The following is a 24,747-nucleotide window of genomic DNA, read 5'->3' on the forward strand; positions in this document are numbered from 1 at the left end:
GCTAAATTAGATAGATTTCATTAATAGTTCCTTTTAGTAAGAATAGGATAGATGACATTTATAAAACACATTATTGTCATTCCTGATAGAAAATCAATCTTTCTTAAACGAATACATCATCCAAAAACCGATATCTTCAAATCCAATCCGTTTGTAAATAGCTCCTGCACTCGGATTATCATAAAACAAGCATAATTCTTTATTTTCTTCTAGCAATTGATTGCAAAGCTTTACCATACATTGCGTCGCATATCCTTTTTTCTTATATGCTTCTAAGGTTGCTACACCTACTACCATGGCTGATAGAGAGTTTTCTGCAGCGGTGGATGCTGTGGATACTATTTTTTTGTTTTCCATAATAAAGAATGAACGGGAAACACCTTCTTCTAATCCACGGCGCTTGCGTTCAACAGTAATGATAGAATCACTAAATTCAGGAATGGAATTTAATAATTGGACAAGCTCTTCTGCATCCTCAGGTACTGCTTGTTTTACTAGGGTGGTACTTACATCAGTTGTAACGGGATTTAATTTTGTACATTTAGCATAATATGTTTGTCTTTTTCTTTTTAAACGATGACTTAAGTAGGGTTCTATTTTTTCTGTGACATCTTTTAAACCAGACAACATCGCAAAATCTGGATCACTTAACATAATTTCTGCGAATCCTTTAGCGTTAAAATCTCCTTTCGCATAGGGGATGTAGTTTTCTTGATATTTTAGTAGAACAGCAATTAATTCGTCATTATCATTAAAATCGCCCCAAAGCTTTTGGAAATCCTGTTCATACCCATAGGCCTCAATATCACCGAGTATAAATAAATTTTCAGCTGGTTGTTGCTTTAAGAGTTGGAAGCAATGGGCATGGTCATTTTCCGTTAATCTTCTAATCATTATGAACTCTCCCCCTTAAGGTTAGAAAATTCTAACCAAAAAGAATTTTCCCATATTTTACTTTAAATAGTATGAATTTGGAAGATGGAATTAGAGTATTTTCCTATTTTTATATTTCACAAGGCCGGTAGGAAGGGAAAATCCTCCTCTAAAATCAGAAAATCCCCCTTTTTATTTGAGAAGGGGGATTTCATGTAATCGCTTAATCAAAGGTTAACAATTTGCTGATCTGACACCGCACGGCGGCGTTCAAGTTCTTCACTCATTGCTTTACGCTCACCATCAAGTTTATAGAACCATGTTGCTACTCCAATAAGCACACAAAGAACCAATGGTGTCCAAATAAAGCTTATTTCAATAAATTGCAATGCTGTTGCTGTTTGAGTTGCATTTGGAACATACCCACCAATACTTAATAGAAGACCGATAAAAGCACTAGCAAGTCCCATGCTACCTTTTACGAAGAAGCCTTGGAAAGCAGCGATCATACCGGAAATACTTCTTTTCTTTTTGTATTCAGAGTAATCAATAACATCTGGTTGGATTGCAAATACTGTACCAAAGATTCCGTAGATGCCTAGCCCTGTAATCGCAAGACCTGCAATAAGCATCACAGCAGATGAGTTTCCGAAATAAATCATAAGGTCTCCAACAATATAAATGGCTGTACTTAATAATAAAACGTTTTTCTTAGACATTCTCTTCTGTAACGCTGGTAAGAAAAGTAGCATCGGTAGACCGGATAGAATTCCGAATAAGCCTACAAATGTTAGCCAATCTGTGCGTCCCAGGTTATAGGTGAAGTAATAAATAACTGTTGTATTTCTAATAACAAATAGTGCGAAATAAAGGAAATTTAAAATTAAGAAAATAAATGTTTGATCTGTCATTCCTTTTAAATCTTCTTTAATAGAGGTTTTTCCAGGTTGGACTGTGGGGGGTATAACCTCTTTGGTATTCATAAAGGTAAAAACAAATAGTAGCATCGCAATGACACCATAGATACTCATTGTGATTAGAAATCCTTTTTGCGTATCTCCTTGTCCGAAGAACTCGACTAATGGCATTGTAATAGACATTACTAAAGCGGTTCCAATTAAGGCGCAAACCATTCTCGATGATACTAAAACGTTTCGTTCATGAAGATTTGATGTTAACCTTGGGACGATTGTATTTAAGGGTATATTTACAACCGTATAAGCTGTACATAGTAAGGTATACGTAACATATGCCCAGATGATTTTTCCATTCAAACTGAAATCAGGAACAATAAACGTCATCACTGTAAAGATAGCGAAAGGAAGGGCTCCAATCAGAAAATAAGGCCGCCCTTGTCCCCATCTAGTTTTTGTTCGGTCAACCAATATTCCCATCCCTGTATCTGTTAAAGCATCAACTATTTTTGTCACTAACATTAAAGTACCTGCAGCAGCGGCTGTGATCCCAAAGACATCAGTATAGAAAAACATTAAGTAAGATGCCATTGTACTAAAAACGAGGTTACACCCTAAGTCGCCAACTCCATATCCAATTCTTTTTGTCCATTTATTCATGTAAATCCCATCCCTTTTTCGTTAAGTACATTTAAAAGTTAAGAGAGAGCTGTTAACATTTTCATATCTTGCTTTAAATGTTGATAAACAGATTTATATACTTTGTAATACTCATTATATTTTTCATGATTTTGCTTATTTGGCATAAGCTTCTCATCTAATACCTGCCATTTCTTCACATCATCATATGAGAGAAGACCTGTTCCAATTCCGGCCAGCATCACATCACCCATATTCGCTTCAACGTCATGAACGGGGCAAACAACTGGGTAACCTGTCACATCAGCAAAGATTTGTCTCCATAATGTTGATTTTGTTACACCGCCTGCAAGGAGGATATATTCTCCAAGGTTTTCTCCTGTCGCTTCCATTGCATCACGGAGTGAATAGGCAACCGCTTCTAAAAATGCTCGATAAATATGTGCTTTTGAGTGAGCTAGTGAGAGTCCGACAATTGTTCCTTTTGCATCTGAATCCCAAATTGGACTTCTTTCTCCCATAAAGTATGGCAGGACAATCAACCCTTCACTTCCGGCTGGGATGCTGGCTGCTTGCTCATTTAGCACATCATAGGCATTTTTTCCGCCAGCTTTTTCTGCTTCTATTTCAAATTGACACATTGTTTGGCGGAACCATTTCACAATCGCTCCTGCTGTTGCACCACCTGCAAAATAATAGGACAATCTTTTAGCATCATAAAGATAAGGCCAAACGATCAAATCCTTTCCTTTTACTGGTTGATCAGATATTAAGGCTGCACACATAGAGGTACCAATTGCTGCTGCATAAATACCAGATTCAAAGACACCGAGACCTATATTGGCGGCACCACAGTCGATCCCGCTTGCAATGACTGGCATTCCTTCAGATAAACCTAGTTCTGTTGATGCTTCTTTGGTTAATCCGCCAACAATATCAGTGGATTCTACGATTCTTTCCGGCATCATTGAAAGAGGAATTCCCATTTCATCCATCATTTCTTTTGACCATGTTCTGTTATTCATATCGAAAATACCGCCGATGTTTCCTGCAGAAGAATAATCAATGGCGATTTCACCAGTCAGTTTATAAATGACATAATCATTTGGTGGCAGAAAGAGCCTTGTCTTCGTCCAGTTTTCCGGTTCATTGTTTTTCATCCATAATATTTTCGTATAGCCATAGTAGGGGTCAGCGCCATTATGAGTAATATCTTGCAGCCTTTCTTCGCCAATATGATCTAACACCCACTTTGTTTCTTTATCAGCTCTACGGTCCATCCAAATCATACAAGGTCGAACAGGTTCCATGTTTTCGTCCAGTGGAATTCCAGAACCGCCATAAAGACCGCTAATGGCAATTCCGCGAATGTTTTCTGCTGGAATTCCTGATTTTTGCACAGTATTTTTAATGGACGTTTTCGCTGCATGTAACCACACATCAGGCCATTGCTCAGCCCATAATGGTTTAGGAGTCAAGACATCGTATTCTTGTAAATCCTGAGAAATCAGATTGCCATCTGTGTCCATTAAGATCGTTTTAGTACCAGATGTTCCGATATCTGTTCCAAGTAAGTAATTCATAGATAGTTAGTCTCCTTTACAACAATTCTTTTGGTCTATTAAATACTCGTAAATGCTCCATCTATAACAAAGTCAGAACCTGTCGTAAAGCTGCTTGTGTCTCCTGCAAGATATACACAAATAGATTGAAGCTCTTCTGGTTTACCCATTCGTTTAAGCGGTGCCATTTCATTCCACTGCTCAATCAAAGGTTGTAAGCTAGGGGAATTTAATGTAAGTTCTGTTCCGATATATCCTGGACTGATACAGTTCACTCGTACATTTCTTTGAGCCCATTCAACAGCAAGTGATTTTGTTAGTTGAATAACACCTGCTTTAGAAGCATTATAGGAGCATTGCGGTTGAGGAACATTCACAATATGTCCTGACATTGAAGCAGTGTTAATAATCGATCCGCCACCTTGCTTTAGCATGACTTTTCCTGCTGCTTGTGCCGTTAAAAAGACTCCCGTTAAGTTAATATCGATCACTTTCTTCCATTGATCAAAGGTCATTTCTTCAGCGGGAATATTCATACAAATTCCTGCATTACAGAAGGCAACATCTAAACGACCAAAAGTATCAAGGATTTTTTCGATCATGTTGTCAACATCTTCAGGCTTCGTTACATCTGCTTGAATTGCAATCGCTTTAATTTGATTGTTTTTTTCCAGTTCGGCAGCTGTTTTAACGGCTTCTTCAATATCCAAGTCTACAATCGCTAAATCTGCTCCAGCTTCAGCAAAAGCAGTTGCTACACTTTTACCAATACCTCTTGCGCCTCCAGTGACAAAAATCTTCTTTCCATCTAATCGCATTTTTTCAATAATACCCATTTTAATTGCCCCTCTCAACTTATATAAAATCATTTTGTAAAAACACTTTATAAAATTAATTTATATAATATAGGCTTTTTCTTTTGGCGTCAATACGAACAAAATAAAAAATGACAAGATACATCTTGCCAAAGTTGTTTTTGTATGAACCCGTGTGATATATTTTAAACAAAATTAAAGAAAGTATTTTTATAAAAATATTTTGTATAATGAGGTATTTTCATGGATCAGAGCATCACACTTAAAGATATAAAAAAAGGTAATTATTCATCGATTTACCATCTCATTTATCAAAATGGGAAACTCTCTAAACAAGAAATTGCGAATCTGCTTCATTTGAGTTTACCGACTGTAACTCAGAATTTGGTTCGCTTAGAGAAAGAAAACTTGATAGAGAAAAGTGGGCAGTTTGAATCATCTGTTGGCAGGAGAGCAACAGCGTATGCAATATGTCCAAAGGCTCGGATTAGCATTGGGGTAGAGATTCAAAAAAAGACAGTAAGAATGTTAGCGATAAATCTGCTTGGTGATCCATTTGAGCAAACAGAACTATCACTTGCTTTTTCGAATGAAGAGGTCTATTACAAAGAGCTTAGCCAAGCAGTACAAACCTTTATCCATTCCCTTGATGTAACAAAGGAGCAGGTTCTTGGAATTGGCTTTGCTGTACAAGCCCTCACTTCAATAGATGGACACAGCATTACGTACGGAAAAATACTGAATTGTACAGGGTTGGATATTTCCGTTTTTTCGCAATATCTTGATTACCCTTGTATGTTTGTCCATGATGCGAAGGGGGCTGCAACAACAGAGCTTTGGATGAGAAATGATATTGGGGACGCTGTCTATTTGTCGATTGGTATGCATCTTGGAGGAGCCATTATTATAAATAATCAAATCGAAATGGGAAAAGAAGGTCATAGTGGCACGGTTGAACATATGACAATAGATCCGAATGGTCCATCTTGTTATTGCGGAAAGAAAGGATGTATGGAGACCTACTGCTCAGTTAATGCACTTATAGAAGAAGGTGAATCCTTAGATTTTTTCTTTCAACAACTACGTTCAGAAGAACTTTCCTATGTTGAAAGATGGGAGGCGTTTTTAGATTCTCTTGCCTATTCCATCAACAATATTCACCTTGTCATTAACAGAGAATTTATTTTAGGCGGACATATTTCTCCGTATTTACAACAAAGTGATATTGACCGTCTCCATAAAAAAGTCAATGAAAGAACAGCTTTTCCAAGTAAAGATCCTTTTATCCATATCAGTCGTTCACCTGGAAATGGGGTTCCCATAGGTGCAGCCATACCATTTATTCAGGCGTTTTTAAATAGTATTTAAATGGATGATTAATGTGTTTTCGCTCAATCATATCCTATTAAAAAAGGCTTCGACTATCATGTTGAAGTCTTTTTGTTATGAAGATAAAGGACTTTTACAGTAATATTTTAATTCTTACAACTAATAAAACATTTCAGTAAAACAGTTGATTTTTCTTCCAAATGTATTACGATATACGAAGGGTCATTAGAAAGGATGTCAAAAATTGAGAAATAAAATCATACTAGGATCTATTGCTATCATAATAATTGGTGTTAGTTTGTATTTGTTAAATCCTTCTAAAGATAATGGGGAGTTAGCTGCAGAGCAGGCTCAAGGTTCGACAGGGGCGGACGTAGAGACACTCGCTGAAGTGGACAAGGCATCGGAAGCAACAGAGGCTGTTTCAGAAGAAGATGCTAAAGAACTTGTAGCCAATCAATTCGAATATTTCCAGCAAATTGTCAACGGTAGTTATTTTAAAAACGCTAGAAAAAATGGACCACAAGATAATTACTCGGATAGCTGGGTTACAGAAAGTGTAAAGGAAGAACTCCATCAGCGAGCAGTTGAAATTGATGAGCTTTTACCTGAACAAGTAAATTCTAATGATTCTTTAAGCCAAGATTTGTTACAGGTATTAATTCGGATTAACCAAGCTTCAAGTCCTGTAGAGAGTCAGAAGAATATCTATCATGTATACAAGACGCTTCTTGAACTTCATGTTATCTTGAATAATTATACTCTTGAAGAGGGGATGTTCGACCCTAAAGAAGATTGGGACCAAGTGTTCACTCAAAAAGAAGAAGATGAAGAGGTCAAAAGTGAAGCCGAATTACAGGCTGAGCTTGAAAAAGCCTCAGAAGTTGAGATACCTGAGGAATAAATACAATTTTTTAATTTGGTAGATAAGTAGAGGATGTGCTTCATGCACATCCTCTTTTACTAGTTAAGATCTAACAGCCTCAACTTTCTTTTCTTCGGTTTCTTCCTCATCATTGTTTGTTGTTTTAAGAGGGATTTCCTTTAAGAAAAGAGTCACAATAAAGGCTAATCCTATAATTGCAGCACTCACAATAAATACCGTTGTGAGTGAGGTGTTTAATGCTTCTTTTAGAATCTGGATAAATTGTTCAAAGAACGGTGTCATGTCAGAAGGTAATTCTGTACGAATCCTTTCTAATTGCTCGGAATCCATTAAAACCTGTGGATTTTGCAGTTGTGACATCGTCTCTGCCATTTCTGGCGGTGGAGATGGAATATTTTCTCCTTGAGAGGATGCCGAAAGCTCATTTGCCATCTTGTTCCCCATAACAGAGCCAAGTAATGCAACCCCGATTGTTCCGCCGATTTGCCTGAATGTTTGCATAGCGGAGGTTGCCACTCCAAGATACTTATGACTTACTGCGTTTTGAACAGTAATGTTAAAGACAGGCATATTTACACCAAGACCAATTCCGACAACAATAAGTTGGATGATCAATCTTGTTAAGGAGGACTCCACTTGTAAAGTTGAATTCAAAATGAGTCCGACTGCCATGACGATCAAACCTAGTAAGGCAAAAATTTTATATTTACCTGTTTTCGTAATTAAATTACCAACAACGATACTTGAGATCACCATGAAGATCGTCATAACCATTTCAACAAGACCTGAAACAGTTGCTGATTCGCCTTGCACTCCTTGAACGTAAAACGGAACATACATAATGGTTCCGAACATTCCCATCCCCATTAGCATCCCCGCTATATTTGAAACAGTGAATACGCTGTTCTTAAAAAGATATAGTGGTAAAACAGGACTTTTTGCTTTTAGTTCAATAAAAATAAACGCAATTAGTGAAATAAGCGTCAAACCAAATAAGCCAATGATTTGAAAAGAAGCCCATTCAAACTTATCTCCAGCCCATGTAAAACCTAATAATAACGAGACGATCGTAATAGTTAGGGTAATAGAACCAAGAAAATCGATAGGTTCCTTTTCCTTTGCCTTTTGTGATGGATATAATTTTAAGATTAAAGCGAACGCGAAGAAACCAATTGGCAGGAACACCCAAAAGATCCAATGCCAATCGAAGTTATCGACAATATAGCCGCCTAGGGTTGGCCCAAATAAGCTAGACAAACCGAACATAGCACCGAGTAATCCTTGCCATCTTCCTCTTTCACGAGGGCTAAATAAATCGCCAACAGTTGTAAACGCAGATGACATTATCATTCCTCCGCCAAATCCTTGAAGACCGCGGTACAGAATAAGTTGGATGATGTTGTCAGATGTACCACATAAAAATGCACCGGTCATAAAAATACCGATACCTATTAAAATAAAGATTTTTCTTCCATAAATATCAGAAAGTTTACCAACTAACATCGCAGTAATCGTAGAAGTTAACATATAGACGGTGAATACCCAGTCAAAGTACTCCATTCCGCCAATTTGAGATACGATTTTTGGCAAAGCTGTACCAACAATTGTCATATTCACAGCAGCGAAAAACATCGCAGACATAATGGCAATCATGATCAGAACCTTTTGTCTATGTTCCAAATGTTCCATAACATTCCTCCTCTTTTTTCTATATTTGATATAGGGTGCAGTGCATTAAGTGAATTCTTAGATGTGATGGTTTTAGATTCTCCTAAAAAATGCAGAGGATGCTATTAGATTGTGTTTTAATCAACAAGTATGTATGCATGCATCTCTGACAAAATTTACTAATAGTGACAACCTTGGCATTCTGATATTAGAAGAGATTGTTCACGAAGTCAACAATATTTTTCGTTGCTTAAGAATTTATAAAATTCTTGTACTGTGGATAAGTGTTGGCATCCACCTCCAGCGCCTAGCCCCGAAGCACAGGACGTGCAAGTGTAGTCAATGCGACAGGACGTCGCGATTTTGACTATCTCGAGGTCATAAGCCAATTTAGAATTGAAGGCAAAGAACGCCTTCTATTCTAAATCGTCTTATTTGCCTTAGGCTTTTCAAGGCGCTTGCGCTTTTGTTCCGTACATTTCAATTGTGATGATTTTGAATTAATACACTAGCTCATTCCTTTTTCGAATACTTGAATAACATAATAGAAAAGCTAGAGAAGGATGGAAAGTATGAAGGACACAGAGAGGTTATGGGAGCTTGAACAAAGGATCATTGAATTAGAACAGCAACTTGCGCATTTAGAGGAGTTTCATTCGAATCATCTTGATGAAAATGACGTAAGAGTTGTCGTGGACAAAATATTTATAGAAAAAAAGATTGCTTCACAAGAAGAGATTGACAGCAAAATCGTCAAAAGCCATTTGCAGCTAGTAAAGTGGATTATTGCGACAGGGATTAGTATCGGGGCAGTCATTATCAGTATGATTCGATTTTTTTAATAAAAACTGCTGAGAACCGCTTGCTATCAGTGATTTGACGATAACTGAAAGTCAAGCGTCTCAAGCAGTTAAATACATATGAATTATCTATAGTAATAGTAACCACGGAATGGACCGTTATTAGTCAGGAATGCTCCGCCAAGAAGACCTGCCCCAAAGCCTAAAAGGCCTGTCGTAAGCGGATTAAATGCATAAGCTCCAAAACCAGGACCTCCGAAACCAGGACCTCCGAAACCAGGACCTCCAAATCCTGGCCCATATCCATAACCGGTACCAGGATATCCGCTTCCATAGCCTATACCGCCAAAACCTGGACCCGGGGCTTTATATCCTTTTACAGGATAGCCTTGACCAACATTATAGCCATATCCTGCTCCCGGATACTTATAGTCAGCAGGAACAGGGGTTCCAAATCCACCACCAAATCCATAGCGTTCATTTCTATATCTCATGCTACCATCCTTCCCAAATGTTAAATGCTTTTCTCTGTACTATATGTGGTAATCAAGAGAATTGGGAATGTATTTAGGAATGATGGGCTAAAGTTTAAATTAACGAAAAATGAGATTCGAAAATGGTTTAGAGATAGGATGCAATTAAGTCGGCTTGACCTTTCAGGGTATATTCACCAAACCCATCTGGTAATAGAAAATGGTCACCTTTTTTAAATGAATAGGAAGTCTCCTGGTGAATGAGTTGTCCTTCACCAGCAATGACACTTACTAACTTAAACGGTTTTTGCAGGGTGTGTGTTACTTGGCCCTTCAAACACCATTTTTGAACAGTAAAATATGGACATTCTATAAATGTTGTCACTTCTGCATCATCTATATGTTGTGTGAATGGTAAGACGTCTGTGTGTGAGGATGGTGTTTCTGTTACTTCGATGCTTTTTTGGATATGGAGTTCACGTAAATTTCCTTTAGCATCTTTTCGATTAAAATCAAAAACACGATAGGTTGTATCTGAGTTCTGTTGTGTTTCTAATATAATGGTGCCAGCTCCTATAGCGTGAATCGTTCCGCTTGGTACAAAGAAGAAATCACCCGGTTTTATTTTAACGCGACGGAGAAGATGATCCCATTGGTCATTTTGAATCATACTCGTTAAATCTGCTTTTGAATTAGCATGATGTCCATAAATAATTTCCGCATCATCTTCACAATCTACAATATACCAGCATTCGGTTTTACCTAGCTCACCATTTTCATACTTATTGGCATAATGATCATTAGGGTGGACTTGTACGGAAAGATCTTGTTTAGCATCAAGTATTTTTGTTAATAGTGGAAAACGATCACCTTCTATATTTCCAAACAAGTGCTTGTGGTTTTCCCATAGCTCACCTAATGTTAAACCTTTATAACGGCCATTTTTTACGATACTTTGTCCATTTGGATGTGCAGAAATAGCCCAGCATTCACCAGTTGTATTGGAAGGGATTTCATAATTGAAGCTGGCAAGCTTCGATCCACCCCAAATGCGTTCTTTGAAAATAGGATTAAAAAACAATGGTTCATTATAACTCAAGTTCATAGCCTCCTAGATTGTTTTTAGCAAGCGCTTTCAATACTTAGTAAAATGTATCTATTACCATGGGTAATCTTCTCTCTATACGGAAGGTGTTAGTCTACTAACTTTTCCGAAAAGCCATTTCCAGTCGCCAAATTTTATGGGGTTTATTTATGTTTATTATTCTAGCAAATTTTGTATAAATTTGATATGTATCTTGCAAAACAAAACTACTCTAATGAAAGGTTGAGGTCGTTTTTATATTCAAAACAAATAGATTCTTTTCATGAAGAAGGATAAGTGCTTAGAGAAAATACCTTTTTTCAGTATCTAAAAGCACATGAGGTAAACTAAAAAGTATTTATTAATGTCTTTTAATCAACTAGCAAGGATAATTAAATGAAAATAAGGGAAGCTAATCAAAAAAAGGAATTTTTTACATGATCGGACTTGTAATTGCCATTATTATTTATAATTTTATTGCCTTCAAAACGAATAAACGCCTTACAAAAAATCAAATTTTACATATCTGGCTTTTTACGATTGCTTTGCAGGGGATTGTCGATTTGTACATTGACTGTAAATATTCAGCTTATTGGTATTTTGAAAAAGGAGTGGATTGGACTTCTCTTCCTGCACTTACCTTGCTGATTCCACCTGTAAATATGATGTTTTTAAATTGGTATCCTTTTGGATCAACATTACGAAAACGTGTGATGTATTATTTTTATTGGGTACTATTCATGCTTATTTATGAAATGATAGCTATGCTGCCAGAACCATGGGGTTATTTTCATTATGGGTGGTGGAGCATATGGCATTCCGCATTTGTAGATCCTTTCTTATTAATGTTGGTCTCAAAATTTTATAAATGGGTACGTAAACTTGAAGGAATGAACTAATTCATTATTTATATAGATATTGTACATAAAGGAATAAATGATTTGGCAAGCACAAAAGGATCTTCATTGGAGATCCTTTTTCAATTTTTCATATTAGACCTTATCTTGTGAAAGGAGAGAACATATTTCCTGGATGCTCTCCAATTCTGCTTGAAATGAATAGTGAAAATAATCCAAGAATTAGAAGAAAAGTACCAATATAGAGTGAGTTTATCTCAATAAATGCCCATAAGAATAGATAAAAACTAAAGGTTAAAAATAGCCAGCCCGCAATTAACAAAATGTTTGAATAAACTTCACGCATAGGGTTTCTTCCTTTCTATTAAACTTTTCTTTTATTTTAATTCATTTACAAAAAATTGGAAAGTGTATAGAGTTTACACCAATGTTTTCAATGATAAAAAAAAGGTGGTCATTTACATTTCATTTCGAGGTTTCATATGAAGCCATGTTAGCGATCTGTAAAAATTGTCTAATAAAACATAAATTTGTAGAAAGGAAAAATGAATAAAAATTAAGAAAAAGGAAATAAATTAATAAAAACCCCTTGATTATTCTCAGTACAGCATATATACTAATTAAGTAACTTTTTCCGACTGATGTCGACTTATTTCGACAAATACCTTCAAAATTCATCTTGTTTTTTGAAAAGATATTTGTTATAATTAATAACGTGTTTTGCGGGTGTAGTTTAGTGGTAAAACCTCAGCCTTCCAAGCTGATGATGAGGGTTCGATTCCCTTCACCCGCTCCATTACATATTGCTTGCAACGCAGTGTCTCGTTTCTTAGATAAACGATGCATTGCGTTTTTTATTTATGCAGATAAAAAAGAACTCGCCGCTTAAAGGGAGTTCCTTTGTTTCTTATTTATAGATCTGATAAGAAGCTGTACCGCCATGTATTTGTGTAAACATAGTAGATAATGCTTGTAAAAGTTGATCAGATTCTTCATGATCCATTGAAGGTTGTAAGTAAATAATATGTAGTGCTTGTGTGGCAGTTGGTGTAACAGCAGACCTTTTTGAATCAACATAAGGGCTGCCAAAGGCTCCTTCGTTATCAGATGACAGAAGTTTTTTAGATAAATGAACTTCCCGTTCGTTAATCGCTAGGTAGGAATCCTCATCTGAACCAATTCTGATTGTCACATGACCCGAAAGCTTGTCTAGATCATAAATTCCTAGTGGAATGCGATATTGAAGAGATAGAAAATTATTCAAGTCAACAGCAGAATTAACAGGATGAAGAAATTGTTGTTTTTGCACACGCCGATATAGTGCCTCATTTGATGGACGATATCGGTTAGGGTCTGTTCCTATCGTTTTAAAGATTTTTCGCCATTCACTAATTCCTGGGATCTCTGTGACTTTTTTATCCTCGAAATCAAAGAAAAGCGATTCTTGGAACAATTGTAATCTTCCTTTCAACATTTGCGGGGAGTCACCTACTTGGATATCTTGATAATGTACAATACCAACTTTAAAATCAGGAATGAGTTGTTTTAATTGGTCCTGAACGATAATATCCATCATTTTATACCTCCACAACTTAGTCTAGTTATTTTACCATAGTGTAAGTGGATGTTTCTGTAAATAAGTCTTAATAAAGGAGGGGAAGGGCAATGAATATAGCGATAGAAAAATTAAAAAAAGAAGTAATTGAATATAGTAAAGAAATTGGAATTGATAAAATTGGGTTTACTTCTGCAGATATGTTTGAAGAACTAAAACAGCGTTTAGTGACACAGCAGGAACTAGGCTACCAATCAGGTTTTGAAGAGCCAGACATCGAAAAACGTGTGAATCCAATCAAGCTTTTACCGAAAGCAAGCTCGATTATATCCATTGCTCTGGCCTATCCTTCGAAAATGAAAAATGCTCCTAGAAGTACTAAAGAAGACAGGCGGGGAATTTTTTGCCGAGCTTCATGGGGAAAAGATTATCATGATGTATTACGTGATCGTTTAACAAAATTAGAAGCCTTTTTAAAGGAGAAATTACCTGAAGTACAGGTAAAATCAATGGTGGATACAGGGGAACTTTCTGACCGTGCTGTTGCTGAAAGAGCAGGTATTGGCTGGAGCGGAAAAAACTGTTCGATCATTACACCTGAATTTGGTTCTTATGTGTATTTAGGAGAAATGATTACAAATATACCATTCCCTCCGGATCAACCGATAGAGGATCAATGTGGAAGCTGTACAAAATGCCTTGATGTTTGTCCAACAGGTGCGCTTGTTCAAGGTGGACAGCTTGATTCAACAAAATGTATTGCGTTTCTTACTCAAACAAAAGGGTTTCTTCCTGAACAATATCGGACAAAAATCGGTAACCGAATATATGGGTGTGACACATGTCAAACTGTTTGTCCGAAAAATAAAGGAAAGGATTTTCATTTTCACGAAGAAATGGAGCCGGATCCTGAAATTGCGAAACCAAAGTTGAAGCCGTTATTAACGATTAGTAATCGTGAATTTAAGGAGAAATTTGGCCATATCTCGGGTTCATGGAGAGGCAAAAAACCTTTGCAGCGAAATGCGATTTTAGCTCTTGCACATTTTAAAGATACGACAGCCCTAGATGATTTAATTCACGTCATGCACAACGATCCAAGACCTGTTATAAGAGGTACAGCAGCATGGGCAATTGGAAAGATTGGCGACACCAATACAGAACCTGAATTAAGAAAGGCCTACGAAAAAGAACAAGATGACCAAGCAAAACAAGAAATTCAAAAAGGTTTATCATTTCTAGCTGAAAAAACTAATACGTAAGGTGGAATACTCTATTTGATGTAGATATTCCACCTTATTTTGTTTTTAGGAGGCTCTTTTCTAACGTTTATTTTTAAATAGGATCTTTTAAAAAACAGTTTAGGTTGATTGGAGCGGCAGGTGCGAGACTCCTGTTAGATATGCGGAAGCGCCTTGGTCAGCCTAGGGCAAATAAGACGATTGATAATAGAAGGCGTTTTTTGCCTTCAATTCTAAATTGGCTAGACCCTAGAGGGGCTAGGCGCTGGAGCAAGACAGGTGAGCAGCGGGACAGGTGAGATCCCACAGGCGCGCAGCAAGGAGAAAGCTCACCACCCGGTAAAAGTCCGATCAGTCCCGCTATCCATTAGGATAAAACCCCTAATGGAAGTCTCGCTTTATCTCAGTGGATGCTCCTCTTAGTTTGTACGGCGATGATCAAGGCACTTGCGCTTTTCTATAAGAAACATGACTATTTTCAAATGGTGTCCTCATATCCTGTAATAAATACGGGATATGGTGGTGACCAAAAATGAAACAAATTCTCACAGAGATAAATGAAGCGAAATTACAAATGCTCATAAATGCTAAATATATAAAAAATCAACGAAACGATCAGGAACTGCAAGCCATGGAGAGGAAGCTTCAATCTGCTCAAAAAAGGAAAACGGAAATTATTAAAGGAAGCTCAAAGATCCAAATTATCAATCTAGACAAAAGAACCGAACACTTAAAGGAAGCTACATATGCATGCCACAATAAATGGTTAAATAAGCAAAAGGATTTCTTTTATCTTGAAGAAAGAATCGAATACCGAAAAGCTAGCTTTTATCATGATGAGCTTGTTGACGATCAACTTTTAACGTCTGAAGGAGATAAGGAAGTTCAAGATGTTCCATTGTCAGATGACGCGAGAAATAAGGGATCAGACTTTCTTTATGATCGCTTGGCTGCTGTACAATATGCTGAGCGGTGGTGGAACAGTCAAAATCCTGCATACAAAAACTTTGATGTAAACTGTACGAATTTTATCTCTCAATGCTTGCATGCTGGTGGAGCGAAGATGAGGGGGTATCCTAATCGGTCAAACGGTTGGTGGATGCAATCAAATAATTGGAGCTACAGCTGGGCTGTTGCGCATTCTATGAAGATCTTTTTGTCAAATTCTAAAACAGGTTTGAGGGCAGAAACCGTTCAATCTCCTGATCAGCTTATGCCTGGAGATGTGATTTGCTATGACTTTCAAGGTGATGGGCGTTTTGATCATACTACATTTGTTGTAGCTAAGGATGAAGAGAATATGCCGCTAGTAAATGCACAAACTTATAATAGTCGAATGCGCTATTGGGCCTATGAGGATTCCACTGCATATACGCCGAATATTAAATATGCATTTTTTCGGATTCTCGATGATACCAGTTCGAAGTAACAATGGTATAATGTCTAGTGGATAAATATCTAGAGTGCAAAGACACTATTAATTTTTGTACTTAGATTTGTGTCTAGCTACAGTGCCCAGCGACTAGTGAACTTCACCCTCCTTCTTACGATAAGTCAACATCGAATCGCTAGCGCTCTTCGTGTTTCCTTTTCCTGACATTAAGGGGGAGATAAAGTGAACTGCTTTTAGAAGTGGAGTCGGATAAGTCTCGCTATTCATTAGAGGAAAAAACATCTCTAATGAAAGTCTCGCTGTATCTCATACGGAGTGCTCCAGTTCATACGTCGCTAAACAGGCACTTCCGCTTTTCTAATAGAATCAGATGAGGTGAATAAATTGGCTTTACATGTCGTACTATATCAACCAGAGATTCCAGCAAACACTGGGAATATTGCACGTTCTTGTGCTGCAACAAATACAACATTACATTTAATTCGTCCGTTAGGCTTTTCAACAGATGATAAGATGTTAAAAAGAGCTGGATTAGATTATTGGGAATTTGTTAATGTGGTATACCATGATTCACTTGATGAATTGTTTGAAAAATACGCATCAGGCAAGTTTTTCTTCCTAACAAAATTCGGTCAACAACCACATACAACGTTTGATTACAGTGATGTAGAGAAGGATTATTTCTTTGTTTTTGGAAGGGAAACAACAGGGTTGCCGAAAGATTTAATACAAGCAAATATGGATAAATGCTTACGTCTTCCAATGACAGAGCATGTCCGTTCATTAAACCTATCAAACACTGCTGCAATCCTAATTTATGAAGCATTAAGACAACAAAATTATCCTGGACTATCTTAAAAAATAAAGGAGATTCATTTGTTTGATCTTTAAAAAAGGTCAGACAAGTGAATCTCCCTATTTGTGTTCATTATTTTTTTACGCCTGGCTTTGACTCATAGCCAGCTGTAAAAATAGCCGTAAGGAATGCTAAGCTAACACCTAGAATTAGAATGAAACCCATTGGTTTACCTCCTTGAATTGTTCAGGTTAAGGGCAACATGAAGGACCTATTATGTATAGTTTCCCTCTAATAGCTAGTATTATTATAACGCAATCAGAAGTTGATGTGAATGCGTATCCATTTTTTTCACTGAACTTTTTCCTTCCAATGATGAATGTTAAAGGACATCCTCGCATAAAGTGTATTAATCTGCACGAGTTAGTTTCAAGTACGACCAATGATGAAGGAGGTCCTTATGGATATCTTAAAAAAAATTGAAAAGTACAGGGAAGATGAACAGCGCTTAAAGTGGGAAGGAACCTTCGTAGAATATTTGGATATTGTAAAAGAAAAACCGTGGGTTGCCCAATCAGCACATTCCAGGGTTTACAATATGATAAAAGATGCTGGGATTGAAGAGGTTGATGGGAAACGTAAGTATAAGTTTTTTGATCATCAGCTATATGGATTAGAAGATGCACTTGAAAGATTAGTGGAGGAATATTTTCATCCTGCAGCAAAACGTCTAGATGTAAGAAAGAGAATTTTACTTTTAATGGGACCAGTAAGTGGTGGTAAATCAACATTGGTAACCATGTTGAAAAGAGGACTAGAATCTTATTCTTTAACAGATCGCGGTGCTGTGTATGCCATTAAAGGCTGTCCAATGCATGAAGATCCGCTTCATTTGATTCCACATCATTTACGAGAGGATTTCTATCAAGAATATGGAATCAGAATTGAAGGTAACCTATCACCTCTAAATGTGATGAGATTAGAACAAGAGTACGGCGGGCGTATTGAAGATGTTCGAGTTGAACGGGTATTCCTATCAGAGGATAAACGGACCGGGATTGGTACATTCAGTCCTTCAGATCCAAAATCACAGGATATTGCTGACTTAACAGGTAGTATTGACTTCTCAACAATAGCAGAATATGGTTCAGAATCTGACCCACGTGCATACCGTTTTGATGGAGAGCTGAACAAAGCGAACCGTGGGATGATGGAATTCCAAGAGATGTTAAAATGTGATGAGAAATTTTTATGGCATTTACTTTCGCTTACACAGGAAGGAAATTTCAAAGCAGGTCGTTTTGCCCTAATATCTGCAGATGAACTCATTGTTGCTCACACGAATGAAACCGAATATCGTTCTTTTATTTCCAATAAAAAGAATGAGGCTCTTCACTCTCGGATTATTGTTATGCCAGTTCCATACAATCTGAAGGTCACAGAAGAAGAGCGCATTTACGAAAAAATGATCGGAGAAAGTGATGTATCAGATGTTCATATTGCCCCGCACACTCTGAAGGTGGCAGCAATGTTTACAATCTTAACTCGTTTAAAGGAACCAAAGCGCGGAGACATCGATCTTGTGAAAAAAATGAGATTGTATGATGGTGAAAGTGTAGAAGGGTTTAACTCAGTTGATGTAAATGAGCTTAGAAAGGAATACAATGATGAGGGAATGTCTGGTATAGACCCGCGTTATGTGATTAACCGTATTTCTTCGACAATCATTCGTAAAGAAGTACCATCTATCAACGCTCTGGACGTATTAAGAGCATTAAAAGAAGGTCTTGATCAGCATGCCTCAATCTCAACTGAAGATCGTGAAAGATACTTAAACTTTATTTCAGTTGCTCGTCAGCTTTATGATGACATGGCAAAAAAAGAAGTTCAAAAAGCATTTGTTTATTCGTATGAAGAATCCGCTAAAACACTTATGGATAACTATTTAGACAATGTGGAAGCGTATTGTAATAAAAACAAACTCCGCGATCCATTAACTGGTGAAGAAATGAATCCAGATGAAAAATTAATGAGATCAATTGAGGAGCAAATTGGTATTTCAGAAAATGCTAAGAAAGCATTCCGTGAAGAAATCCTGATCCGAATTTCGGCTTATGCTAGAAAAGGAAAGAGATTTGACTACAATTCACATGAACGTTTACGTGAAGCTATTCAAAAGAAACTATTTGCAGATCTAAAAGATGTGGTGAAAATTACAACCTCATCGAAAACACCAGACGAGCAACAGCTTAAGAAAATTAACGAAGTTGTCGCACGCCTCATTGATGAGCACGGTTACAACTCAACGTCTGCTAATGAATTGCTCCGTTATGTAGGAAGCTTATTAAATAGATAAAGCACATGACCATTACGGCTGGCATTTTATTGTCAGCTTTTTTGTCTTTAAGAGTTGGAAAGAGGGATTGGTAGACAATGAATCTTGATGGAAAAAAACAACTTTGCATATTAAAAAATATAAATGTAATAGCTTGTCCTAAATAGGCTTGGGAACTTGTCTTATTTTTAAAGATTCCAGTTTAATTTTCTAAATTATTTGTCAATAAATCAATTCTCTTGCATAGGATAGAGTAATCCACAGAATTCAAATATAGCTGGTAATAGACTTTTTATTCATCCACGTTAATGTATGCTGATTATTTGAAAAATGTGACACTTTTTTTGCACTAACTGAAAGTTGAACGGTTTATGGTTGATAGGATAAGAGAAACTAAGGCTTTCGCCATTAAGGCGCTTGATGATAAGCCAAGTTTTTCTAAACAAGCACCTGGAATTTTGAAAAACACAAGTCACTATCTTAAGAATCCGAAAAAATTATTGGAGGGGGAATTGTTCATATGTCTAGTCAAGATCAGAATTTTGTTATCTCACAAGAAGATTGGACCCTCCATCGCAAAGGCCATGATGATCAAACACGCCATCAAGAAAAAGTACAAGAAGCTATTCGTAACAACCTTCCAGATCTTATCACAGAAGAAAGTATTATCATGTCAAATGGGAAGGATGTTGTGAAAATCCCAATTCGTTCACTCGACGAATATAAAATTCGCTATAACTATGATAAAAATAAGCATGTTGGCCAAGGTGATGGGGAGAGTCAGGTCGGTGATGTCGTAGCGAGAGATGGGTCACAAGCGGATGCAAAGGGTCCTGGCAAGGGTCAGGGAGCTGGAGATCAAGCTGGAGAGGATTACTATGAAGCCGAAGTTTCAATACTAGAACTAGAGGCGGCATTATTTAAGGAATTAGAGCTTCCGAATTTAAAACAAAAAGAGCGAGACAATATTGTCATTGAAAATATAGAATTTAATGACATCAGAAGAACAGGACTTATGGGAAATGTTGATAAGAAGCGTACAATGCTTTCAGCATATAAACGTAATGCTATGGCAGGGAAATCTAAATTTCATCCAATCTATCCTGAAGACTTAAAATTTAAAACATGGAATGAGGTTGTGAAACCAGAATCTAAAGCCGTTGTCATTGCGATGATGGATACGAGCGGCTCGATGGGTCTTTGGGAAAAATATATGGCTCGAAGCTTTTTCTTCTGGATGACAAGATTCCTAAGAACAAAGTATGAAAAGGTAGACATTGAATTTATTGCACATCATACAGAAGCAAAAATCGTTTCGGAAGAGGATTTCTTTTCAAAAGGAGAAAGCGGAGGAACCATTTGTTCTTCAGCCTATCGAAAAGCACTTGAAGTCATTGAAGAGAAGTATAATCCATCAAGATATAATATTTATCCATTTCATTTTTCAGACGGTGATAACTTAACATCTGATAACGCACGCTGTGTCAAACTTGTAGGAGAATTAATGAAGGTTTCCAATATTTTTGGTTATGGTGAAGTAAATCAGTATAATCGTACACCATCTACACTAATGAGCGCATTCAAAAATATCAAAGATGAAGCTTTTAGATATCACATAATAAAAAATAAACCAGGCGTTATCGAAGCGTTGCAAACATTCTTTAGTAATGAAAACGCAAAAGAGAAGGCTGTTTAAATCATACAGCCTTCTATATTTTGGGGTAAATTTGAATGGTAAATTGATCTTTCTTTTTCCAGTCTTGTTTACGAAGATAGGTTGCCTTTTCAAGAATCGATTTTAATAATCGGTTTTTCTTTTCGATGTCCGATGTTTCATAGTAGGCTTCAATAACTCGTTTTACTTTTGGAACATATTCTGTGACGTTTTTCATATACATTTCTTCCTGGAGAATATCCTTTTTCAATTCTTCAATACTTGCCTCTAATTGCTTAATTTCGGTATTAACAATTTGTTGTCTTTCCAAGAATGTATCCACATCATAAACCTTACGTTCCAAAAGAGTATGAAGGTTATTTTTTTGACCAGTTAATTCATTTAATTCTTTTTCTTTCTTTTGGATTGCCTTTTTCTTTAAAGGAATAACAGAATTATTTTGTTGTTTACTTCTTTCATCTTCCTTTACTTCCATACTACGTACTATTTCGTTTAACCCTTGCAGAATACGTTCTTCCACTAGGTTTATTGCGGCTCCTTTTTGGACTCCCTTACAATGAGACTGCGCACACCGAATAATGTCATTTGGTCTATCTTTTCTTGGTTGGTAAAGCATAGTGTATCCACATACTTCACACTGAAGTATACCAGCCAATGGATTAGAAAGAGATTTACTTTTGATTGTAGACGGCCTCCATCTTCCAGTATGTGCTCGATTGGCTGCTTCCCAAAGCTCAGGTGAGACAATGGGTTCATGTGCGTTTTCTTTAATGATCCATTGATCACGGTCCACTTTCTTACGTTTGTACTTCCCATTTTGTTTTTGGTATTTAATCTTTCCCCAAATAATATGACCAAGATAAACCTCGTTTTTAATAATGGCTGTAATAGTGGAGGGAGCCCAGGAATCTTTAAAAGGTGGTTTAATACCTAACTTGTCCAGTTCTAATGCGATTGCTTGCCTCCCATGACCATCACGCATCATCTCAAACATTCGTTCAACAACCCATGCAGTGTCGGGATCAGGATAAAGCTTTAATTTTTCATCACGCAAATAGCCATATGGAGGCTTCTTAGAGACAGATTTACCTTCTGATACAGAATTCCTTCTGCCACCTTGTAAACGTCTTGTAATGGCCTTAAGCTCTTGTCTAGCCACAAGTGATTTTACACCAAATACCAGTTCCCAAGATTCTTCGTTTGGATCATAGATTTCTGTTGGTGTAAGTATTTTCGTTCCCGAGTAGCGAAAAGCACGATCAAGTAACCCCTGATCTAACATATCGCCACGACCTAAACGATCAAGGTCCATCACTAATACAGCATCGACTAGACCTGATTCAACTCTTCTAATAAGTTCTTGAATTTTAGGACGTTCGGATATAAATTCTCCAGATACAATCTCTTCGTGGACCTCTATAATGTTATGATTTTCTTTATTTGCAATAGCTAATAATTGTTTTCGATGTTTCGAGAGGGTATCATAATCCACTCCATCATTAGCAGCTGAACGTTCTTCTTCGATGTCTTTACGACTTTTCCTTAAATAAATATCTATGTCTAATTTAGTGGGCCTGTACATATCACTCACCTCTACACAATTATATAAATATCTGTACACGAAAAAAAGCCCAAATATTGGGCTATTAGATTGTTCATATAGAAATAGCTTGTAAATTAGGACTTTTCCGTTTCTGAATCTGAATAAGTCTTTCTGTGCACAACTCGGGTGTCACCTTAAAAAGTTGTACCATTTGATCAATGACTAACGGATCATTCAAATCGATATATTCAATCATGTGAGTAGGAATAGCAGCATACTTTACAAAGTTTCTTGCATCCCATTCTTGAAGTTCACGGAATGCTTCTGGCATCATCCCTTGTCTTCCAGAGTGACGTAAGATATGGCAAAGCTCATGAAAAAAGACTTCACGTTGAATAAGTTTGTCCTTTCGAATGTCGAGGGTAATTGATCGAAAACGACCCACCACATCATATCGTGAGGGGATCTTATCTTTTTTAATATAGATTTCACATTTTCTTGCAATATAGGTTTCAGAAATATCTATAGGATTTTTAATACCTATTCGTAAATAAAAAGAAGTTACCCAGTCCTCTAAGGCTGTGGTCATGTACGTTTTACTCATATTACCAACTCCTTAGGACTATTATAAGAATGTATGTTCGTAAAATGCAATAAAAAAATAACCCAATATTAGGTTATTTTTTAAGTAGTAACTTCAACATAAACCTTTGCCCACTCATCTGGAGATGAATTTTGACTATCTAGTTTAACGATCTTAGCAGTATATCCAACTTTATCTAAAACCATCTTTTTGAATTCAGACGAGTAGTACTTTGGGACGTACCCCAATTTAGTACCGCATGACGAAAGAACCATTATTGCATTAATATCGTAATCATTATCTGGATCTATCTCCAATATAATGTCATCCCCAATGTTTAAGTCATGAGAAACCTTTTGAAATCCTGCATAACGAGCACCAGCTAAATCAAAAGTAACTTCAAACGGTTCGCCTTTTCTATATCCAATAGCTTTTACAAATTCAAAAGTATCTGTAGCTAGTCTGCCTCTAGTAGCCTCAAGTATTTCCATATCTGTACTAGCATTATTCAAACCAAACTCTATTAGGATTTCTCCATAATCAGGTCGTTTTGGCTGGGGTAAACGTTTTTTAATACTAGGAAAAATACTACCCTTAACTTCGTAATGTTGCTTTAGATTAGGAAAGTTTGGATAGTTTTGAAAACGATGTTTTACTGCTTCTGAAAGTTCAGGATCCTTATAATTAAATTTATAAATATCATTTTCTTTATTATAAGAAAGTTTACCTACAGTAAATCGCTGACGGGTTTCAGGGTCCTTCCAAATCAATAACAAGTCTGTTATTTCGCTTTTCATATCATCACCCATTTTTATTAATATGTCTCTTCTGATCTTTATGAAATTTTTTAGAAACTCTTTATGTATATTACTAATAAACTCATTTGGCAGCTTATCTACAATTAAATTAATAGAAGAATCCGTTAACAAAATGAGTTGATTTATAAGTATTGAATATTCTTCTGTATATTGACTAAAAACCTTCCGGACTAAAGAGAAATGATTCTCTTGCCTTTTATCTAAAAAACCGATCTTTGACTTCCCTTTAAATATGTATCTTATCAGATTATCTCTTTTTTTCAATAGAGTTTCTAAAGTTGTAATATTTAAGTCTCTTCCTAATGAAGCACTGTTGTCATAAAGTGGAGAAATGAATTTTTTGTGTGTTCCTTCGTGTCTAGTTATTCCCCAATTATCTTGGTGCCTATCACCATTAGCGATAAGTGCATCGAACAAAACACAAAAGAAGAAGTCTTGTAACATTAAATCTTGCTCATTTAAAACTTGGTTTATAAGCTGAATATTGTAGCCCCTGTTTTTTTCATGATCATAATCGTAAGGGAAGAAGGTCCCACCATCATAGTGTGAAAATCCATTCTTTTCATCGACAAAATGGTAACTAATTGAGCCTAGCCTACCATTTCTAGTAGCTAAATCAACTTCTGCACAGGGGAAATCAATTACATTTGCAATTTCATAGCAAAGTTTTTCTGCCCAATGCTCTCCTCGATCTTCACGCGGAAGTTTAAACATGACACTCCTTCCTGACTTAGGATCGATTAACCATATTTTTTCACGGTTCCCAGTCCCTTTCCCTCTCTTTGCATCTACTTTCCATTCCGATACGTCTATGATTGGATATGCATCCATATGGTAATAAAATCCCCCTGTCCCAATTTATAAAAAAATGAATTTTATTAAAAATTACCATCATAAATTAAAGGAAA

At 36.6% G+C, this 24,747-nt stretch carries 21 protein-coding genes and 1 tRNA gene; 10 read left to right on the forward strand and 12 right to left on the reverse strand.

Features of this window, described 5'->3' with window-relative positions; genetic code table 11:
• Window positions 1-93 precede the first annotated feature (93 nt).
• The 4 genes from AC4GZ8_RS09720 to AC4GZ8_RS09735 form a co-directional block, all read right to left on the reverse strand.
• Complete coding sequence (locus AC4GZ8_RS09720) at window positions 94-894, reverse strand: GNAT family N-acetyltransferase (RefSeq protein WP_491081657.1); 801 nt, start codon at window positions 892-894, stop codon at window positions 94-96.
• A gap of 206 nt (window positions 895-1,100) precedes the next feature.
• A complete protein-coding gene (locus tag AC4GZ8_RS09725) occupies window positions 1,101-2,447 on the reverse strand; it encodes a glycoside-pentoside-hexuronide (GPH):cation symporter (RefSeq protein ID WP_491081658.1) in 1,347 nt (448 codons plus the stop codon).
• 38 nt (window positions 2,448-2,485) lie between these two features.
• Window positions 2,486-4,009: an FGGY-family carbohydrate kinase gene (locus AC4GZ8_RS09730; protein WP_491081659.1), complete on the reverse strand. Its 1,524-nt coding sequence runs from the start codon at window positions 4,007-4,009 to the stop codon at window positions 2,486-2,488.
• A gap of 38 nt (window positions 4,010-4,047) precedes the next feature.
• Window positions 4,048-4,824: an SDR family oxidoreductase gene (locus AC4GZ8_RS09735; RefSeq protein WP_491081660.1), complete on the reverse strand. Its 777-nt coding sequence runs from the start codon at window positions 4,822-4,824 to the stop codon at window positions 4,048-4,050.
• 222 nt (window positions 4,825-5,046) lie between these two features.
• Between AC4GZ8_RS09735 and AC4GZ8_RS09740 the strand changes: the two genes are divergently transcribed.
• Window positions 5,047-6,171 (forward strand): ROK family transcriptional regulator, encoded by a 1,125-nt coding sequence (locus AC4GZ8_RS09740; protein WP_491081661.1) that lies wholly within the window; start codon window positions 5,047-5,049, stop codon window positions 6,169-6,171.
• A 205-nt stretch (window positions 6,172-6,376) separates the two neighbouring features.
• Window positions 6,377-7,036 (forward strand): hypothetical protein, encoded by a 660-nt coding sequence (locus tag AC4GZ8_RS09745; RefSeq protein WP_491081662.1) that lies wholly within the window; start codon window positions 6,377-6,379, stop codon window positions 7,034-7,036.
• Window positions 7,037-7,099: 63 nt separating this feature from the next.
• Here the strand turns inward: AC4GZ8_RS09745 and AC4GZ8_RS09750 are convergent, their stop codons facing one another.
• Window positions 7,100-8,707, reverse strand: a complete 1,608-nt coding sequence (locus AC4GZ8_RS09750; protein WP_491081663.1) for an MDR family MFS transporter — start codon at window positions 8,705-8,707, stop codon at window positions 7,100-7,102.
• A 551-nt stretch (window positions 8,708-9,258) separates the two neighbouring features.
• Between AC4GZ8_RS09750 and AC4GZ8_RS09755 the strand changes: the two genes are divergently transcribed.
• Entirely contained in the window at window positions 9,259-9,528 is a 270-nt protein-coding gene (locus AC4GZ8_RS09755) for a hypothetical protein (protein WP_491081664.1), read from the forward strand.
• 83 nt (window positions 9,529-9,611) lie between these two features.
• On the opposite strand, the gene AC4GZ8_RS09760 is transcribed toward AC4GZ8_RS09755, so the two are convergent.
• Window positions 9,612-9,980: a hypothetical protein gene (locus AC4GZ8_RS09760; protein ID WP_491081665.1), complete on the reverse strand. Its 369-nt coding sequence runs from the start codon at window positions 9,978-9,980 to the stop codon at window positions 9,612-9,614.
• Between the two features lie 127 nt (window positions 9,981-10,107).
• Window positions 10,108-11,058 carry a mannose-6-phosphate isomerase, class I gene (gene manA / locus AC4GZ8_RS09765; RefSeq protein ID WP_491081666.1) on the reverse strand — a complete coding sequence of 317 codons (951 nt, stop codon included), beginning with the start codon at window positions 11,056-11,058 and terminating at the stop codon, window positions 10,108-10,110.
• 422 nt (window positions 11,059-11,480) lie between these two features.
• Between manA and AC4GZ8_RS09770 the strand changes: the two genes are divergently transcribed.
• A complete protein-coding gene (locus AC4GZ8_RS09770; RefSeq protein ID WP_491081667.1) occupies window positions 11,481-11,942 on the forward strand; it encodes a hypothetical protein in 462 nt (153 codons plus the stop codon).
• A gap of 100 nt (window positions 11,943-12,042) precedes the next feature.
• On the opposite strand, the gene AC4GZ8_RS09775 is transcribed toward AC4GZ8_RS09770, so the two are convergent.
• Window positions 12,043-12,246, reverse strand: a complete 204-nt coding sequence (locus AC4GZ8_RS09775) for a hypothetical protein (protein WP_491081668.1) — start codon at window positions 12,244-12,246, stop codon at window positions 12,043-12,045.
• 376 nt (window positions 12,247-12,622) lie between these two features.
• Between AC4GZ8_RS09775 and AC4GZ8_RS09780 the strand changes: the two genes are divergently transcribed.
• Window positions 12,623-12,696 (forward strand) — tRNA-Gly (locus AC4GZ8_RS09780).
• Between the two features lie 111 nt (window positions 12,697-12,807).
• Here AC4GZ8_RS09780 and AC4GZ8_RS09785 read toward each other — a convergent pair.
• Window positions 12,808-13,473 carry a B3/B4 domain-containing protein gene (locus AC4GZ8_RS09785; protein ID WP_491081669.1) on the reverse strand — a complete coding sequence of 222 codons (666 nt, stop codon included), beginning with the start codon at window positions 13,471-13,473 and terminating at the stop codon, window positions 12,808-12,810.
• 98 nt (window positions 13,474-13,571) lie between these two features.
• On the opposite strand from AC4GZ8_RS09785, the gene queG reads away from it, so the two are divergent.
• From queG to yhbH, 5 genes are all read left to right on the forward strand, one after another.
• Entirely contained in the window at window positions 13,572-14,717 is a 1,146-nt protein-coding gene (gene queG / locus AC4GZ8_RS09790; protein WP_491081907.1) for a tRNA epoxyqueuosine(34) reductase QueG, read from the forward strand.
• Between the two features lie 511 nt (window positions 14,718-15,228).
• Window positions 15,229-16,125, forward strand: coding sequence for an amidase domain-containing protein (locus AC4GZ8_RS09795; RefSeq protein ID WP_491081670.1), 897 nt, complete (start codon window positions 15,229-15,231; stop codon window positions 16,123-16,125).
• A 339-nt stretch (window positions 16,126-16,464) separates the two neighbouring features.
• Complete coding sequence (gene trmL / locus AC4GZ8_RS09800) at window positions 16,465-16,947, forward strand: tRNA (uridine(34)/cytosine(34)/5-carboxymethylaminomethyluridine(34)-2'-O)-methyltransferase TrmL (RefSeq protein WP_491081671.1); 483 nt, start codon at window positions 16,465-16,467, stop codon at window positions 16,945-16,947.
• 398 nt (window positions 16,948-17,345) lie between these two features.
• Window positions 17,346-19,241: a PrkA family serine protein kinase gene (locus AC4GZ8_RS09805; protein WP_491081672.1), complete on the forward strand. Its 1,896-nt coding sequence runs from the start codon at window positions 17,346-17,348 to the stop codon at window positions 19,239-19,241.
• Between the two features lie 499 nt (window positions 19,242-19,740).
• Window positions 19,741-20,916, forward strand: a complete 1,176-nt coding sequence (gene yhbH / locus AC4GZ8_RS09810; protein ID WP_491081673.1) for a sporulation protein YhbH — start codon at window positions 19,741-19,743, stop codon at window positions 20,914-20,916.
• 13 nt (window positions 20,917-20,929) lie between these two features.
• Here the strand turns inward: yhbH and AC4GZ8_RS09815 are convergent, their stop codons facing one another.
• From AC4GZ8_RS09815 to AC4GZ8_RS09825, 3 genes are all read right to left on the reverse strand, one after another.
• A complete protein-coding gene (locus AC4GZ8_RS09815) occupies window positions 20,930-22,477 on the reverse strand; it encodes a recombinase family protein (protein ID WP_491081674.1) in 1,548 nt (515 codons plus the stop codon).
• Window positions 22,478-22,550: 73 nt separating this feature from the next.
• Window positions 22,551-23,042, reverse strand: a complete 492-nt coding sequence (locus tag AC4GZ8_RS09820; RefSeq protein ID WP_491081675.1) for an ImmA/IrrE family metallo-endopeptidase — start codon at window positions 23,040-23,042, stop codon at window positions 22,551-22,553.
• An 80-nt stretch (window positions 23,043-23,122) separates the two neighbouring features.
• A complete protein-coding gene (locus AC4GZ8_RS09825; RefSeq protein WP_491081676.1) occupies window positions 23,123-24,670 on the reverse strand; it encodes an HIRAN domain-containing protein in 1,548 nt (515 codons plus the stop codon).
• Between the last annotated feature and the right edge of the window lie 77 nt (window positions 24,671-24,747).

The sequence above is a fragment of the Metabacillus sp. RB-C-LZQ-3-1 genome, assembly GCF_058315175.1.